We start from the raw sequence: 15,444 nt of genomic DNA, 5'->3' as shown, positions 1-15,444 counted from the left end.
GTGAAACGGGCCGAAGCCCGCTGGATTAATCTTTATAGATACTGAAGTATTCGCGCGCGTCGAGTAGCTGCGCTTTGGTCAGCATAAAGACGCCGTCACCGCCGTTATCGAACTCAAGCCAGGTGAACGGCACATCCGGGTACTGCTCTATCAGATGTACCATGCTGTTGCCCACTTCACAAATCAGAACACCGTCGTCGGTCAGGTAATCCGGCGCGCAGGCCAGAATGCGACGAGTCAGCTTCAGGCCGTCAGTGCCTGACGCCAGACCCAGCTCCGGCTCATGACGGTATTCATTTGGCAGATCGGACATGTCTTCCGCGTCGACGTACGGCGGGTTAGTGACGATCAGGTCGTACTGCAGCGTCGGCAGGTCGCGGAACAGATCCGAGCGGATTGGCGTAACGTGATGGATCAGGCCGTGCTCTTCAATGTTGTGCTCGGTGACGGCCAGCGCGTCGGTAGAGATATCGACGGCGTCCACTTCCGCTTCCGGGAAGGCATAGGCGCAGGCAATCGCGATGCAGCCGCTGCCGGTGCACATATCCAGAATGTGCTGCGGCTGATGGTGGATCAGGCCTTCAAAGTGGTTGTTGATCAGCTCACCAATCGGTGAACGCGGCACCAGCACGCGCTCATCAACATAGAATTCGTGGCCGCAGAACCAGGCTTTGTTGGTCAGGTAGGCGACCGGAATGCGTTCGTTGACGCGGCGGATCACCCGTTCAACAATGCGGTGTTTTTCACTGGAGGTCAGGCGCGCGGTGCGCATGTCTTCCGGAATATCCAGCGGCAGATAAAGAGACGGCAGCACCAGCTGAACGGCCTCATCCCACGGGTTATCGGTACCATGACCGTACCAGATGTTGGCGGCGCTGAAGCGGCTAACCGACCAGCGCAACATGTCCTGTATGGTATGCAGCTCGTTTACTGCTTCATCGACAAATATTTTATCCACTCTTTCCTCCAGGGCATGCTCGCATAATTTTCGGCGGCTAGTTTGCCATGAAGACGGCGATAAATCAGCAATGACGCGTCGCGCTTGAGGTTAAAAAATGCGTTTAGTCGGGTACACTATCGGAAATACGAGATGAGAATGACGAATGAAAAAGAAAACATCGCTCAGCGAGGAGGATCAGGCTCTCTTCCGCCAGCTGATGACCGGGACGCGTAAAATCACGCAGGACACCATTGTCCATCGCCCGCAGCGTAAAAAAATCAGCGACGTTCCGGTCAAACGACTGCTGCAGGAGCAGGCGGATAACAGCCACTATTTTTCAGATGAGTTTCAACCGCTACTGAATACGCAGGGCGCGGTGAAATACGTGCGCGAGGACGTCAGCCACTTTGAACTGAAAAAATTACGTCGCGGAGATTATTCACCGGAGCTGTTTCTCGATCTGCACGGGTTAACGCAGATGCAGGCGAAACAGGAGCTGGGGGCACTGATCGCCGCCTGTCGCCGCGAACACGTGTTTTGCGCCTGCGTGATGCACGGCCATGGGAAACATATACTTAAGCAGCAAACGCCGCTGTGGCTGGCTCAGCATCCACATGTGATGGCGTTTCATCAGGCACCCAAAGAGTACGGCGGAGATGCCGCATTGCTGGTGTTGATAGAAGTTGAGGAGTGGCAACCGCCTGAGTTGCCCTGACAGCATGGCGGGAAGCACATTTGCACCCCGCCCTGTCGCACGTCACGTCAGATAGCTTTTGCCATCTTCAGGTTGCACGGACTCATTTGCCAGTTAAAGACCCCTTTGCCGGTTTCGTCGAGGGTGACGTTGGCAATGGCGGATGTGGTGAACATTGGCGGCGTTTCGCCCGGGCACAACTCAGAAACCAGATAGCCAACCAGTGGCAGGTGGGAAATGACCAGTGCGGAAGCGACACCTTCATTGCACAGTGCCTGAAGGTAGGCGCTGACAAGGCCGACATCACCGCATGGCGTCAGTTCAGGAAGAACATCGACACTGGATGGCAGGTTCATACACTCCCCTACCACGTCCAGCGTCTGTTCTGCACGCAGGAACGGACTCACCAGAACGCGTTCGATATCCACTTTTTGGCCTTTAAGCCAGGTTGCCATCAGACGAGATTCGTCGCAACCACAGACTGTTAAAGGGCGTACTGAGTCACTGGCGGCATCGAGTGCCGCGTCGCCGTGACGCATGATAAAAACTTGCATATTGCACCGCTTTTGTTAACCAGAATCACCGGCGTTGACTACCCGCGATAAATGCTCTGAGGTAGAAAACCCGATGGCCGGGCATTGTGCCTGATCCATTCGGTGAATGAAACGCTGTTTTTTACCTCAATGGCGTAAGTATAGTCAATCTCTGTTTACAAAATCGCCAAAACAGGTTCATTCACGTCGGGATTTACCCTTCTTTGACCTCAGCTTACGAGGACAGTTTCCCTTGCAGGCCAAAATGTCTGGCCCCGTTCCGCCATCTGCAATAATTCGTCACACGGTGTAAACCGCGGGCCATATTGCGTTGCCAGACGTTGCAAAATAGCCACCACTTCACCCGCGCCGAGTGTATCCATGTAACGGAACGGGCCGCCAAGGAACGGCGGGAAACCAATACCAAATACGGCGCCGATGTCGCCATCCCGTGCGCTCTTGATCACCTGCTCACCAAAGCAGCGTGCCGCTTCATTGAGCATCATCATCACACAACGTTCAGCACACTGAACGGCGGAGAGTCTCCCCTGACCTGAGGTCGGGATAAGCCCATAAACAGAAGGGTCGACCTGTTTCTTGCTTTTACGCCCTTTCGCGCCGTAAAGATAGAAACCGCGTTCATTTTTTCTGCCTTTGCGATCGTCCTTCAAAATTGCAGAAACAATATTTGCAGGCGGCGCAAAACGATCGCCATAAGCGGCTTCCAGTACAGGTATAATTTTAGTGCCGGTGTCTATTCCCACCTCATCCAAAAGTTGGATAGGACCAACGGGGAAGCCAAACTTTACCAGTGCCTCATCGACGTGCTCAATCTTCTCCCCTTCCGTCAGCAGCCGCATCGCTTCGTTGATGTACGGCGCCAGAATACGGTTGACGTAGAAGCCGGCTTTGTCCGCAACCACGATGGGGGTTTTGCCCTGTTTTTTCGCCAGCTTCACCACGGTAGCGATGGTTTGCGGGCTGGTTGTGGCGTGAGGGATCACCTCCACCAGCGGCATTTTTTCTACCGGGCTGAAAAAGTGCAGACCTATCACCTGCTCAGGACGTGCGGCTTTCGCTGCGATATCGCCGATGGGTAATGACGACGTATTCGAGGCAAAAATGGTATGCGACGCACAATGCTGTTCAACGTCCGCCACCATCTGCTGCTTGAGCGCCAGATCTTCAAATACGGCTTCAATCACCAGATCGCGGTGCGCAAAACCGCTGTAGTCCGTCGTGCCGGAGATCATCGCCAGGGTTTTATCACGCTCGCTTGCCTTGATATGGCGGCGCTTGACCTTTTGATCAAGGTTCTGCCAGCTGTACTGCAGCGCGTGGTTGATTCCCTTAGGGTTAATGTCTTTGATGCGTACCGGCAGTTTCCCTTTACTTGCGGTAACGAAAGAAATGCCGCCGCCCATCAGCCCACCCCCGAGCACGCCAATTGCACGCAGCGGAGCAGGCTCAGCCTCACTGCCCGGATCTTTTTTCACCTCTGTGCTGGCGAAGAAGATGCTGCGCAGCGCCCGTGACTGCGGCGTCATCGCCAGCTCGCCAAAGGCTTTGGCTTCAGCGGCATAGCCGCTACTGCTTCCCTGTGACAACCCGGTTTCAATCACCTCCAGGATCCGTTTCGCCGCCGGGTAGTTGCCTTTGGTTTTTTGTTCGGTCTTTTTGCCCACCATGTTGAACAGGATCGTCCTTCCCAGAGGACCCGCCAGCACACGCTCTCGCACCGGAAGAGGACGTTTTGGCTGGCGACCTTTCAGCGCCAGTTCTACAGCAGCTTCCAGTAAAATCGCGTGGGGAACGACATCGTCAACCAGACCGGCTTTCAGCGCCTGACGGGCGCGCAGCTGCTTGCCGGTGAGAATCATTTCCAGCGCGGTGCTAACCCCTACCAGGCGCGGCAGACGCTGCGTGCCACCTGAACCAGGCAGGAGACCTAATTGCACTTCCGGCAGGCCCAGAACGGTTTTCGCATCGTCAGTACAAATGCGGCTGTGGCAGGCCAGCGCCAGCTCCAGTCCACCACCCAAACAAGCACCGTGGATCGCGGCAATCACCGGGATCGGCAGCGCGTTGATCTCGGCCATCACCTGCTGCCCCTGACGCGCAAGATCTTCCGCTTCCTGCGCACTTTGCGCCCGGGCGATCATGTTAATGTCGGCCCCGGCAATAAAGTTGTCCGGCTTGGCCGAGATAAACACCAGACCGCGAATGGCCTTGTTTTCGCGGATCTGCCTGAGCATCGCGCGAACCTGAATGCCAAACTCCGCCTTCAGGGTATTCATTTTTTCGTCAGGCACATCAATGGCGATCACGGCGACGTTATCGAGGCGAACCGTCAGGTTAAATGCAGATGTCATTTCCATTATTCAGCCTCCAGAACCATTGCAGCACCCAGGCCCCCCGCCGCACAGGCGGTCACCAGGCCAAACCCGCCACCGCGGCGACGTAGCTCGTGTAATGTCTGAGTAATCATCCTCGCCCCTGTCGCCGCAAACGGATGACCATAGGCAATCGAACCACCCAGCACGTTGAATTTGCTTTGATCCACTTCACCCGTGGCATGGGCGCGCCCCAGCACATCACGTGCAAAACGCTCGCTTGCCAGCAGCTGTACGTTTGCCAGGGTTTGTGCGGCGAAGGCTTCGTGCATATCAATCAGGGTTAAATCAGCCAGCGTCAGCCCTGCGCGATCCAGCGCCAGCGGCGTGGACCAGGCCGGACCTAACAACATGTCCTGCCAGACATCAATGGCGGTGAAGGCATAGCTGCGCAAATAGCCCAGAGGGGTGATGCCCAGCTCTTTCGCGCGGGATTCGCTCATCAGGATCACGGCGGCTGCCCCATCCGTCAACGGTGTACTGTTGGCCGCAGTCACGGTGCCATGTTTACGGTCGAACGCCGGACGCAGTTTGGCGTAATCCGCCAGCGTCGAGGTACCGCGGATATTGTTGTCTTCAACCAGTGGTTCCCGATAAGGAGGCGTATAGGCGGTCATCACCTCGTCGGTGAGCTTGCCCTCTGACCAGGCTTTCGCCGCCAGCTGATGTGAACGATGCGCCAGCGCGTCCTGCTGCTCACGGGTAATGCCGTAGGTTTTCGCCATCTGTTCCGCGGTATCGCCCATGCGCAGGCCGGTAGAATATTCAGCGACAGCAGGGGGTACAGGCATCAGGTCGTGCAGACGTAAACGCGAGAAGAGTTTGAGCTTCTGACCGGTCGTGCGGGCTTTGTTTGCATCCACCAGAATACGGGCCAGCTTTTTACTGACGCCAATAGGCAGTACCGAAGAGGAATCAGCGCCTCCGGCGATCCCGGCGCGAATGGTGCCCGCCATGAGGCTTTCCGCCACGTTAGCCACCGCCTGAAAACTGGTCGCGCAGGCGCGGCTGACGCTATAGGCATCCGTATGAACGCTCATCCAGGTGCCGAGGACAATTTCTCGCGCAATATTGGGAGCTTCAGGCATCTGAACCACCTGGCCGAAAACCAGCTGTTCAATGACCTCAGGCGGAATTTCGCTGCGAGCCAGCATCTCCCCCACCACCATTTTCCCCAGATCGACAGCCGGTATGCCATGAAACGCCGTTGCCTGACGCGCAAACGGCGTACGCAAACCACTGACAATGGCAATGCGATCGCCCTGACGGGTAATAAGCGGTAATGCCTGACTCATAACACTCCCCTGTAAAAAATTGACGCAAACGTTAAGTGGTCTGACCTGATAATAGTCTTAACCATTTTTTTACATTCAGCCAATTGGGGAAACGAAAAAGTGCGAGGTAAGACACAGAGAAGAAAAAGAAAATGCCCCGAGGTAAAAGCAAAACGGTAACCCGTAGGTTACCGTTTTTTAGTGTTTGCACCCTCTCCCGTGGGAGAGGGTCGGGGTGAGGGCACCAGCCCGCAGGAATTAACGCAGGCCCAGCTGGAAAATCAGCGTTTCTGCTTCGCAGGCAAACACGAAGTCAATATCCAGCTTCACGCCGCCGTCCACCTCGGTGAAGGTAGATTTGATTTCGCACGGATCGGATTCAACATCACGCGCACGCTTGCTCAGCGCGGACAGGGTTTCTTCCGCTTCAGCGCGGTTGGTGAACACACGGCTGTAAGACGCTGTGCAATCGGAGTTGTCCATGATGGTGCCAACATCCATACAGCAGCAAACCGGGGTTTCATCAGCACTGCATTTACTCATAGCTCAATTTCCTCTGTATTCGCGCAGCGCGCGAGATAAACACGATGCTGCTATTTTACGCCCCGGCGCAGGCTCTCTCCAGCCGTTAATGGCGCAAAATCGGATAAGTGACCAATATCACACTAAAAAATGATCTAAAACAAAAACCACCCTTTTGACTGAGTCGCGATGGTCACATTTTTGCCAACCAGATCTCGTTTCATGAAACATGTTTGAAAATATTAATAAACAAACTTGCAACATCCCAGCTGGTCAGACCTATACTCTGGCCACTGGTCTGATTTGTCTGTCAAACCTCAGACCCTACACTTCGCGCTCCTGTTACGGTATGTAACAATTATTGAATAAAAATAACTCAATGAGGTTATGGTCATGAGCCAGAAAACCCTGTTCAACAAGACTGCGCTGGCAGTCGCAGTGGCAATCGTCTCCACTTCCGCCTGGTCAGCGGGCTTTCAGTTAAACGAATTTTCTTCCTCTGGCCTTGGCCGCGCGTATTCTGGGGAAGGTGCAATTGCTGATGATGCAGGTAACGCCAGCCGTAACCCTGCACTGATCATGATGTTCGATCGCCCGACCTTCTCTGCGGGTGCGGTATATATCGATCCTGATGTCAACATTTCTGGCAAGTCGCCTTACACAGGTGCGAGCCTGAAAGCGGACAATATTGCCCCGACCGCATGGGTACCCAACCTGCACTTCGTTGCACCTATTAATGAGCAATTTGGCTGGGGGGCGTCCGTCACGTCCAACTACGGCCTTGCAACTGAATTCAATAACAACTATCCGGCAGGTGAATACGGCGGTAAAACCGATCTTACGACGCTGAACCTGAACCTGAGCGGTGCTTATCGTCTGAACGACAGCTGGAGCTTTGGTCTGGGCTTTGATGCCGTCTACGCTGATGCAAAAATTGAGCGTTACTCCGGCGAGCAGACTGCCAGCCTGCCGAAAAACAGCAATAAAATTGCCAGCCTGAAAGGTGATGAGTGGGGCTATGGCTGGAACGCCGGTATCCTGTATGAGCTGGACAAAAACAACCGTTGGGGCCTGACCTATCGTTCCGAAGTGAAAATTGACTTCGACGGCGATTACAAGAGCGGCATCCTGGCGCCAGTCAACAACCTGGTTCCAGGCGCGGGTACCACCATTCCATGGGGCACCTCAAACCAGACAGTTCCAGGTTCACTGTCGCTGCATTTACCAGAAATGTGGGAAGTCTCCGGTTACAACCGCGTGGCACCACAATGGGCTATTCACTATAGCCTGGCCTACACCAGCTGGAGCCAGTTCCAGGAGCTGAAAGCAACCGGCAACAATGGTCAAACGCTGTTCTATAAGGATGAAAGCTTCCACGACGCCTATCGTATTGCGTTGGGTACCACCTACTACTACGATAAAAACTGGACTTTCCGCTCCGGTATCGCATTTGACGACAGCCCGGTTCCGGCAGACAAACGTTCCATTTCCATTCCGGATCAGGACCGCTTCTGGTTAAGTGCTGGTGCGACATATGCGTTCAACGAGAATGCGTCCATCGATGCGGGCGTATCTTATATGCACGGTCAGAAAGTGACGTTCCAGGAAGGTCCGTACGAGTTTACCTCTGAAGGTAAAGCCTGGCTGTTCGGTACGAACTTTAACTACGCGTTCTAAGCGCACTGAAATCGAAAAAGGTGAGCATCGCTCACCTTTTTTATTTATTCCGAATCGATATCTTTGAGTTCGTTTTCGATAGCCTTCGCGTTTGGATTCTCCTCCGGCTTCAGCTTGCCACCGTTGGCAATAAAATCGTGATTCTGGAAGTATGCTTCACGCACCATAATGTAAGGATCGGAAGACTGGCGCAGCAGACCGTCTGAGTCGAGCAGTTGCGCGCGGGTTTCAATCCCTTCCACCGTCCATTTACCCACCGACAGCGGCCAGGTCAGCCACGACAGGACCGGATACAACGTATCGACCATATCGCCACCATCATCACGCACGGTGAAGCTGCCATAGAACGGCAGGTGGACATACGGACCATAACCTACGCCATAATGCCCCAGGGTGCTGCCGAAGCGGTGCGGTTGTTCACGCTGCAGTTTCGGGTTCGCCATGCCTGCGACGTCAATAAAGCCGCCCATCCCCAGAATGGAGTTCAGGAAGAAGCGGGTAAAGTGCACCATCCCCTGATACGGGTTACCCTGCAGGAAGTAGTTCACCATAACCGCGGGCTCTTCGAGGTTGCTGGTAAAATTGCTTAGCCCATTACGCGCAGGCTGTGGAACATAATCGCGCCATGCCACTGCCACCGGCCGAACCACATACGGATCCAGCACGTTGTAGTTGAAGCTATACATGGAGCGGTTAAATCCTTCGAGAGGATCGGAGCGTCCCGTTTGCTCCCCGGAGCTGGCGCAGCCCACAAGCATCGTCATGCCCAGCGCAAGCGCCGACAGCCGAAGTTTCATAAATATCTCCCTGTTCAGTATGGCTATCGTTGATTGCCATCCGTAACGAAGCATCTGGCGCTCCGTCTGTAAACGTGCAAGTGATTGTAACAGCACGTTTACCGATGTCTATGAGCACAAGTACGGGCAATAAACACCGTGGCTCTGATCTCAGCATAGCCTGGCTTTTGGAATTCGTTTCGCTGGCAATTTTATAATGCCTTTGAAAGAGATGTCTCACCTTTGTTGTCATTGCCGCCAATTTAAGAGCATCCCCACAGGCATCCTGATAAAAGCCGCTACGCTTAAAAGAAAGATCAACCTCCGGGAGCCGTTATGAAAGAAGTGGGTGAAGACAAAATTGCAGAGAGCAAAGAGGATATTGAAATTGAGAGCGAGGAGAAAGCGCGCGGCGAGAAGATAGAAGTTGATGAAGATCGCCTCCCCTCCCGCGCGATGGCAATTCACGAACATATACGCCAGGATGGCGAAAAGGAGATGGAGCGCGATGCCATGGCCCTCTTCTGGTCAGCCATCGCTGCGGGACTGTCAATGGGCGCGTCACTGCTCGCAAAAGGGATATTTCATGTTCAACTTGAGGGTGTACCCGGCGGTTTTTTACTGGAGAACCTCGGCTATACCTTCGGCTTTATTATTGTCATCATGGCCCGCCAGCAGCTGTTTACTGAAAACACGGTGACTGCCGTTCTGCCAGTGATGCAAAATCCTACCCTCGGCAATTTCGGTTTATTGTTGCGTTTGTGGGGCGTGGTCCTGCTGGGTAACATTATCGGCACGGGTATCGCCGCCTGGGCGTTTGAGTATATGCCGATCTTTGATGAACCTACCCGGGATGCGTTTGTGAAAATTGGCATGGACGTGATGAAAAACACGCCGGCCGAAATGTTCGCAAACGCCATCATCTCCGGCTGGATTATCGCCACGATGGTGTGGATGTTTCCTTCCGCAGGCAGCGCCAAAATTGTGGTGATCATACTGATGACCTGGCTGATTGCCCTGGCGGACACCACGCATATTGTGGTCGGTACCGTTGAAATACTTTATCTGGTCTTTAATGGTACGCTTCACTGGACTGATTTTTTCTGGCCGTTCGCCCTTCCGACTCTGGCCGGGAATATCTGCGGCGGAACGTTTATCTTCGCGCTGTTAAGCCATGCTCAAATCCGTAACGACATGTCTAACAAACGCAAAGCTGAGCTAAAGGCGCAGGAGAATGAGGGCAATTCGGCAAAAAAAACGGGCTGAATGGTGACTCTTTGAGCAGTCAGGCGGCGATGCGCTTAACGCAAAGTGTAAATAACGCTATACTCGTGCCGCCTCGTCCCCTTAGTTAAATGGATATAACGAGCCCCTCCTAAGGGCTAGTTGCAGGTTCGATTCCTGCAGGGGACACTTTGACCTTTCTCTCTTTTTTTCAGCCAATTTCGCCCCATCAACTCATTGAGCAGAGGCGTCCTGTTTTATTTGAGCATAACGCGTTGCCAGTTGTTTTAAATGCAGCTCAAGTTGAGTCTTCTCCCCTTCAGGAAGCACATTTCCAGCAGGATACTGCGACAGTCGTCGGAGCTGTTCTTCAGCCGGTATCGATTGATTAAATGACTGCATAGCGGAAAAAACCACTGACTTCAGCTCACTGACGGTCATGTATTTCCCCTTCTGCTCATCCAGACCGTTCAGGCGGTGACTCAACTTCTCCAGCGTTGCCATCCCCTGATGCCAGCCGTTCAGTTGTTCTGTTGGTAACGCCGCGGCATTCCGTTGCTGCTGCCACTGCTGAACCAGAGGCTTAGCCTGCTCCGGCCACAACATCTCAGCCTGTTCCGTGAGTTTTCGGCTGTAAGTCATACTCCAGTCAGGAGGCAATTTATCCAGCAGGGCAAGTTGCTGCTGCGTTTGCGCGATCGCCGTTTTCGGTAACGAAGATTGCTGGCGCAGCGTTTTAAGCTGTTCTGGTGACAGAGGTACAGGCAAAGGTGACAATGAGGCTGCAAGCTGAGCCTGTAGCGGGTCAGTACGGTGAAGATACTGCCAACCCCATAGTGCAAGTGCGCTTATCACCAGCATGGTCCCCATCCCGGCGACGAAAGATTTCCACTTTTTCATCGGACCGGGTATTGCCGTCTGAACGTCAACATTCGCCGGGTACTCCGACTGTGCGACATACACCCATTTTACTGCTTCGTTCCGGGCGTTATCTTCTTCAAAAGGACTACTGGCAGAGACGGTTGCTCCTTCGCTGTTTTCCAGCCGGACAGCACTGTTGTGCATCAGGGTACGCAACGTATCCAGCTGGCTATGATGCTTAAGCTCCAGGCGCTGCAGCACCTCCCCCAGCGCGGTGAGCCGTTGCTCAGCCTGGTACAGCTGGCTGAGGTCGCTGTAATTGAGCGGGAGCGAGCGCATCCGTTGCTGCAGACGCTGACTCAGGCTGCTGAGGATTTCCATGCGGGCATGAACCGGCTGTGGCCACATCGCTCCCCACTGATGACTAATCAGCGCCTCCAGTATCGCCAGGCCTTCATTGAGCCCGAATAATCCGGCCAGCTGCGTCCGAGCCAACGTGTACCAGGCCAGCGTCTGAAGCTCCACGCCGTTCTGCTCAAACAGTGAAAGACAAAGTTTTTCGACATGCTGCCAGTTAACGTCTGGACGCGCCGGATGGGTGAGCTTACTCAGTTCATCACGCAGGGCGGTATAGTCCGGTAGCGTGCGCGGGTCGCCGCCGGTTTTGATTTTACGTGGGGTGATGTCATTCATGACCAGTCGTCCATTTGGCGTATCAGGAGTGAGTGAAGGTCGTCGTTTATGCGGCTTCGCGTGCTGCATATTCAGAGGGGGCTGCAGTACCCGCAGCTATGGCAGAAGCGCCAGAATCAGACCAAAAAATGTGCTCTCATCAAAACGCTGTCCAGAACGTGATAATGCACCCGCCGGAGTATAGGTCCAGTCGCTCACCGTACCTGACCGCATAAATAAACGCCCCAGTGACGATATGCTTCCTTTAGTGTGAAAGGCCGCTTCCACACATCCGGTCACGCCCTGACCGTACAAAAATACCGGCGTAAACGTTACAGACCGGTCGTCGTAATGCAGGACGATACCGGGAATGTCAAAAGCCCCGCCCTCCACCAGCAGGTCCGTGACCGATGCAGTGAACGACTCCACATTCAGTCCGGTACCTGTCAGCCACGCGTCCATTTGCTCCTGAAGCTGTGCCATTCGCTGGCGGAACGCTGCAATATCGGCCTGAGTTTTGCTGGTAAACGCAACCGGAACTGGCTGTCTGGCCTGTAGTTTTTTGAGGAACTGTGATTTTACTGACATGGTGTTTTCTGGCCTTACAGACGAGTTTTCGTATCGAGATATTGCTGTTGCTTAAGATGCCGCAGGAGAACCCGCCCTTCCGGCATAAACTCGGTGCCGTAGCGCACCAGGCCGATACCTTTGAGCTCAGCATCAATGGCATAACGCAGCTCGCCAGGTACGTTTTGCTCCAGCAGGACCACATCTATCCTTTTCAGGCGGGGTTCATATTTGAGCAGGACAGCCGACAGGGTGCCCATCAGTTCATGGGCGGTACCTGGCATACCCTGGAGGATTTTGGTCATATCCGGCAGGCCATAGTCGGGCAGATGCGCCAGCGTGCCGGCGCGGCAGTTGAGAACGCGCTGCATGTTATCCAGTACCGACAGAATGACCTGATTTTCCTCGCTGACCTGGCTGAGGTTCAGGCCACCGGTGAAATTCCCGGTTAGCATTTCATACAGCGACGGCGTGTTATGTCCCTGGGGCATTATCCAGGGCGCTCAATTCAGAGACGGGACTTAAGTTGATTTTCTCAAACAGGGAGGCGTAAACCCCACCCGCAGCAGGACGTTCCAGCACCATGCTTTCACCGCCAGCAATATTATTTTGTACAGACATGAGCATTCCTTGATTAATCCGTTAAAACATCGTGATGGTTAAGCTTTTGTGGGTGCCAGTGCGGATAATTCATTGCGCAATTCAGCGCTAAGCGACTGGTCAAGAACGATTTTTTCCAGCTCTTTTCGGAAAGTCTGGTTATCCAACAGGTTGGCCTTAAGATCGCGGAGTAAGTTGCGCATCGCCAGCATCGCCTTCAGCTGTGGTATCTGGGCAGCCACCTGCTCTGGCGTGAAATCTTTCATGCTCTGGAAAGTCAGCTCAATATTGTCCTCACCACCATCATCTGACAGTGTGTTTTTGACGCTCAGATTAACTTTTGGGGAATATTCGGAAAGAACACTGTCGAAATTATTTTTGGTGATATTAACTTTTTCACGCTCAGATATTGGCGCAGCATCCTGACCATTACTGAAATCACCGGCAACAAGCAGTTTTAAGGGTAATTCCATTTTCTTGCTTGCTCCGCCAGTATGCAGGTCAAGCTTCAGGTTAATACGTGCCTTAGGCACTTCATTCTGAAAACTGTCAGACATTTGATCATCCCTCTTTGTTTTGCGATGCAAACTTCACGGTATCGTTCTTGATGCGCAATATTAGAACAATGATCGACCTCAAATCAAATACACAGATCATTTATCCGCAATTAGAAAATTCTTAAGAATTTTCCTCTAAGATATTATTGCAACTTATCAGACCAACCCAGAAAAAGAAGCTACTCTTTTTCTGTAAAACAAATATTTGTATCGTAAAAGGGATTGCAGCCAGTCAGATGCTAAAAAAACAATATTGTTTTGATTTGCATCACAGCACTATATCAAAAACACAGGAGAGAACTACTTTAGACTCGATAAAAAGAAAGGTGAATAAATTATGGACTCAGGCACTTCATTCATTGGATGAATAATAAATAAGAACTTTCACAAAGAAAATTCTTATTTGTTAAACGAAGAGGTACAAAAAAAATTTGAATACGGAATCTGCCACAAAAAAATAGCGCTTTTAATCCTTCCTCTCTTGAAGAGGCTTCCTGCCCGACTCAGGTGGAAGGTGTTCTCATGACTGACTGCCTATAAAAACTGTAAAATCAACCACCTCCTTGACTGCCGCTTTTTTAATCAAAAACGAGTAATAGCACATAACGTATAACGGTGCTACATTACGCCGCCCACCCAAATCAGCAGTGGTCAGGCAACGCCGTAAAGTTCGGTAAAGCCTGAAACCATCACCTTGAAGAACGGTCTTAATGGCACGTCGTATCGCACACGCTGCGCTACCTTTACAGGCTTCACATAGGTTTTACTATCTTGTCTCAATCCAAATTTGAACGTGCGTTTTTACACCCGCGTTACTGGTTTACATGGTTTGGTCTTGGCGTACTCTGGCTGCTGGTGCAACTTCCCTACCCTGTGCTGCGTTTGCTGGGGTCGAAACTGGGCAGCGCCTCTCGCTATTTCCTGAAACGTCGCGAAGCCATCGCGCGCAAAAACATCGAGCTTTGCTTTCCTCAGTACAATGCTGAAGAGCGCGAAAAATTGATCTCTGAAAACTTTAAATCTATCGGTATGGCGCTGCTCGAAACCGGTATGGCCTGGTTCTGGTCGGATGAACGCGTCCGCAAGTGGTTTGATGTCGAAGGGCTGGACAACCTTAAACGCGCGCAGTTGCAAAAGCGCGGTGTGATGGTTGTGGGCGTTCACTTTATGTCGCTGGAGTTGGGTGGCCGGGTGATGGGTCTTTGCCAGCCAATGATGGCGACCTACAGACCACACAATAGTCCAGTAATGGAGTGGGTACAGACGCGCGGCCGCATGCGTTCCAATAAAGCGATGATCAGCCGTAATAATCTGCGTGGAATGGTCGGTGCCCTGAAGAAAGGTGAAGCCGTCTGGTTTGCCCCCGACCAGGATTATGGACGTAAAGGCAGCAGCTTTGCCCCCTTCTTTGCCGTTAAAGACGTGGCGACAACCAACGGTACCTTTGTGATTTCGCGGTTGTCAGGCGCCGCCATGCTGACCGTGACGATGGTGAGAAAAGCGGATAAATCAGGCTATCGTCTGCACATCTCTCCTGAAATGGCTAACTATCCTGAAAACGAATGCGAAGCCGCAGCGTTTATCAACAAGGTCATCGAAACTGAAATCATGCGCGCGCCAGAGCAATATCTCTGGATGCATCGCCGTTTCAAAACGCGCCCACTTGGCGAAGCCTCGCTCTATATTTAAGTCCCGCGTGACGGTTAGTTTCGATAAGAAACTAACCTTTTCAATCACCTGTAATAACCCCGTGTAACGGTTTTTCGTCGCGTCGCTCAAAGTGAATTTATTGCCTTGTGAAATCAAACTGTCGCCGTTCCACGATACCCGTAAGTGTCGGAAATTATTTAAAAAAATCCCTCTTGTCACCCCTCATTTTTAGGCGTACATTAGCGCCGTCTGGCTACAGGAAAGCACAGAATTCTGAGCTGGAGTCGGCGGCATAGCGGGAAAATTCTCATTTCCGTTTTGGCCGGATTTCAGTTCTCTATACTCAGTTGGACTCTGTTTTTAAATGCGTACCACAAGATACGCGGAGCGATGAAACGTGAAATATTTCTTTATGGGCATTTCGGTGATCGTTTTAGTCTGGGCCGGAACCTTTGCCCTGATGATCTAGTGAAGAACATGCAGTCAAAAAGACAGGAGCCATAG

15 protein-coding genes, 1 tRNA gene and 1 pseudogene are annotated in these 15,444 nt (G+C 52.6%); 6 read left to right on the top strand and 11 right to left on the bottom strand.

Annotation, left to right across the window (positions count from 1 at the left end; all coding sequences use genetic code 11):
- Nucleotides 1-25: 25 nt before the first annotated feature.
- Nucleotides 26-958 carry a 50S ribosomal protein L3 N(5)-glutamine methyltransferase gene (prmB, locus tag O1723_RS06450; protein WP_014884681.1) on the bottom strand — a complete coding sequence of 311 codons (933 nt, stop codon included), beginning with the start codon at nucleotides 956-958 and terminating at the stop codon, nucleotides 26-28.
- A 145-nt stretch (nucleotides 959-1,103) separates the two neighbouring features.
- On the opposite strand from prmB, the gene smrB reads away from it, so the two are divergent.
- Nucleotides 1,104-1,655 carry an endonuclease SmrB gene (gene smrB / locus O1723_RS06445; protein ID WP_014884682.1) on the top strand — a complete coding sequence of 184 codons (552 nt, stop codon included), beginning with the start codon at nucleotides 1,104-1,106 and terminating at the stop codon, nucleotides 1,653-1,655.
- A 47-nt stretch (nucleotides 1,656-1,702) separates the two neighbouring features.
- On the opposite strand, the gene sixA is transcribed toward smrB, so the two are convergent.
- From sixA to O1723_RS06425, 4 genes are all read right to left on the bottom strand, one after another.
- Nucleotides 1,703-2,188, bottom strand: coding sequence for a phosphohistidine phosphatase SixA (gene sixA, locus O1723_RS06440; protein WP_014884683.1), 486 nt, complete (start codon nucleotides 2,186-2,188; stop codon nucleotides 1,703-1,705).
- A 209-nt stretch (nucleotides 2,189-2,397) separates the two neighbouring features.
- A complete protein-coding gene (gene fadJ, locus O1723_RS06435; RefSeq protein ID WP_023337570.1) occupies nucleotides 2,398-4,545 on the bottom strand; it encodes a fatty acid oxidation complex subunit alpha FadJ in 2,148 nt (715 codons plus the stop codon).
- Nucleotides 4,545-5,855 carry an acetyl-CoA C-acyltransferase FadI gene (gene fadI, locus O1723_RS06430; protein WP_023337571.1) on the bottom strand — a complete coding sequence of 437 codons (1,311 nt, stop codon included), beginning with the start codon at nucleotides 5,853-5,855 and terminating at the stop codon, nucleotides 4,545-4,547. The genes fadJ and fadI overlap by 1 nt, the downstream gene beginning before the upstream one ends.
- Before the next feature lie 237 nt (nucleotides 5,856-6,092).
- On the bottom strand, nucleotides 6,093-6,377 hold the full coding sequence (locus O1723_RS06425; RefSeq protein WP_014884686.1) for a YfcZ/YiiS family protein: 285 nt from the start codon (nucleotides 6,375-6,377) through the stop codon (nucleotides 6,093-6,095).
- A gap of 372 nt (nucleotides 6,378-6,749) precedes the next feature.
- Between O1723_RS06425 and fadL the strand changes: the two genes are divergently transcribed.
- A complete protein-coding gene (fadL, locus tag O1723_RS06420) occupies nucleotides 6,750-8,033 on the top strand; it encodes a long-chain fatty acid transporter FadL (protein WP_014884687.1) in 1,284 nt (427 codons plus the stop codon).
- Between the two features lie 44 nt (nucleotides 8,034-8,077).
- On the opposite strand, the gene mlaA is transcribed toward fadL, so the two are convergent.
- On the bottom strand, nucleotides 8,078-8,830 hold the full coding sequence (gene mlaA, locus O1723_RS06415; protein ID WP_014884688.1) for a phospholipid-binding lipoprotein MlaA: 753 nt from the start codon (nucleotides 8,828-8,830) through the stop codon (nucleotides 8,078-8,080).
- A 315-nt stretch (nucleotides 8,831-9,145) separates the two neighbouring features.
- On the opposite strand from mlaA, the gene O1723_RS06410 reads away from it, so the two are divergent.
- Together O1723_RS06410 and O1723_RS06405 are read left to right on the top strand one after the other, a co-directional pair.
- Nucleotides 9,146-10,075 (top strand): formate/nitrite transporter family protein, encoded by a 930-nt coding sequence (locus tag O1723_RS06410; protein ID WP_014884689.1) that lies wholly within the window; start codon nucleotides 9,146-9,148, stop codon nucleotides 10,073-10,075.
- A 75-nt stretch (nucleotides 10,076-10,150) separates the two neighbouring features.
- Nucleotides 10,151-10,222: transfer RNA gene (locus tag O1723_RS06405), tRNA-Arg, on the top strand.
- 45 nt (nucleotides 10,223-10,267) lie between these two features.
- Here O1723_RS06405 and O1723_RS06400 read toward each other — a convergent pair.
- From O1723_RS06400 to tssB, 5 genes and pseudogenes are all read right to left on the bottom strand, one after another.
- The gene (locus tag O1723_RS06400) at nucleotides 10,268-11,587 is read right to left on the bottom strand and encodes a VasL domain-containing protein (protein WP_038421078.1); all 1,320 of its coding nucleotides are present in this window, start codon (nucleotides 11,585-11,587) and stop codon (nucleotides 10,268-10,270) included.
- A gap of 96 nt (nucleotides 11,588-11,683) precedes the next feature.
- Nucleotides 11,684-12,154 carry a hypothetical protein gene (locus O1723_RS06395; protein ID WP_014884691.1) on the bottom strand — a complete coding sequence of 157 codons (471 nt, stop codon included), beginning with the start codon at nucleotides 12,152-12,154 and terminating at the stop codon, nucleotides 11,684-11,686.
- Nucleotides 12,155-12,168: 14 nt separating this feature from the next.
- Complete coding sequence (gene tssE, locus O1723_RS06390; protein ID WP_014884692.1) at nucleotides 12,169-12,624, bottom strand: type VI secretion system baseplate subunit TssE; 456 nt, start codon at nucleotides 12,622-12,624, stop codon at nucleotides 12,169-12,171.
- Nucleotide 12,625: 1 nt separating this feature from the next.
- Nucleotides 12,626-12,760 (bottom strand): annotated as a pseudogene (locus tag O1723_RS06385) (type VI secretion system contractile sheath large subunit); the annotation flags it as partial.
- Nucleotides 12,761-12,792: 32 nt separating this feature from the next.
- Complete coding sequence (gene tssB, locus O1723_RS06380) at nucleotides 12,793-13,290, bottom strand: type VI secretion system contractile sheath small subunit (RefSeq protein ID WP_248190610.1); 498 nt, start codon at nucleotides 13,288-13,290, stop codon at nucleotides 12,793-12,795.
- Between the two features lie 768 nt (nucleotides 13,291-14,058).
- Between tssB and lpxP the strand changes: the two genes are divergently transcribed.
- The gene (gene lpxP, locus O1723_RS06375) at nucleotides 14,059-14,979 is read left to right on the top strand and encodes a kdo(2)-lipid IV(A) palmitoleoyltransferase (RefSeq protein ID WP_086527720.1); all 921 of its coding nucleotides are present in this window, start codon (nucleotides 14,059-14,061) and stop codon (nucleotides 14,977-14,979) included.
- 358 nt (nucleotides 14,980-15,337) lie between these two features.
- Nucleotides 15,338-15,409 carry a membrane protein YpdK gene (ypdK, locus tag O1723_RS06370; RefSeq protein WP_099458937.1) on the top strand — a complete coding sequence of 24 codons (72 nt, stop codon included), beginning with the start codon at nucleotides 15,338-15,340 and terminating at the stop codon, nucleotides 15,407-15,409.
- Nucleotides 15,410-15,444 lie beyond the last annotated feature (35 nt).

The organism is Enterobacter cloacae complex sp. HYC080_NIDB (assembly GCF_056673325.1).
This window is presented reverse-complemented; position numbering and strand designations above follow the sequence as displayed.

Bases quoted from the DNA above. Each gene is read 5' to 3' on its own strand.
- smrB (WP_014884682.1), top strand. From the start codon at position 1,104: ATGAAAAAGAAAACATCGCTCAGCGAGGAGGATCAGGCTCTCTTCCGC.
- sixA (WP_014884683.1), bottom strand. From the start codon at position 2,188: ATGCAAGTTTTTATCATGCGTCACGGCGACGCGGCACTCGATGCCGCC.
- fadJ (WP_023337570.1), bottom strand. From the start codon at position 4,545: ATGGAAATGACATCTGCATTTAACCTGACGGTTCGCCTCGATAACGTC.
- fadI (WP_023337571.1), bottom strand. From the start codon at position 5,855: ATGAGTCAGGCATTACCGCTTATTACCCGTCAGGGCGATCGCATTGCC.
- O1723_RS06425 (WP_014884686.1), bottom strand. From the start codon at position 6,377: ATGAGTAAATGCAGTGCTGATGAAACCCCGGTTTGCTGCTGTATGGAT.
- fadL (WP_014884687.1), top strand. From the start codon at position 6,750: ATGAGCCAGAAAACCCTGTTCAACAAGACTGCGCTGGCAGTCGCAGTG.
- mlaA (WP_014884688.1), bottom strand. From the start codon at position 8,830: ATGAAACTTCGGCTGTCGGCGCTTGCGCTGGGCATGACGATGCTTGTG.
- O1723_RS06410 (WP_014884689.1), top strand. From the start codon at position 9,146: ATGAAAGAAGTGGGTGAAGACAAAATTGCAGAGAGCAAAGAGGATATT.
- O1723_RS06400 (WP_038421078.1), bottom strand. From the start codon at position 11,587: ATGAATGACATCACCCCACGTAAAATCAAAACCGGCGGCGACCCGCGC.
- O1723_RS06395 (WP_014884691.1), bottom strand. From the start codon at position 12,154: ATGTCAGTAAAATCACAGTTCCTCAAAAAACTACAGGCCAGACAGCCA.
- tssE (WP_014884692.1), bottom strand. From the start codon at position 12,624: ATGCCCCAGGGACATAACACGCCGTCGCTGTATGAAATGCTAACCGGG.
- tssB (WP_248190610.1), bottom strand. From the start codon at position 13,290: ATGTCTGACAGTTTTCAGAATGAAGTGCCTAAGGCACGTATTAACCTG.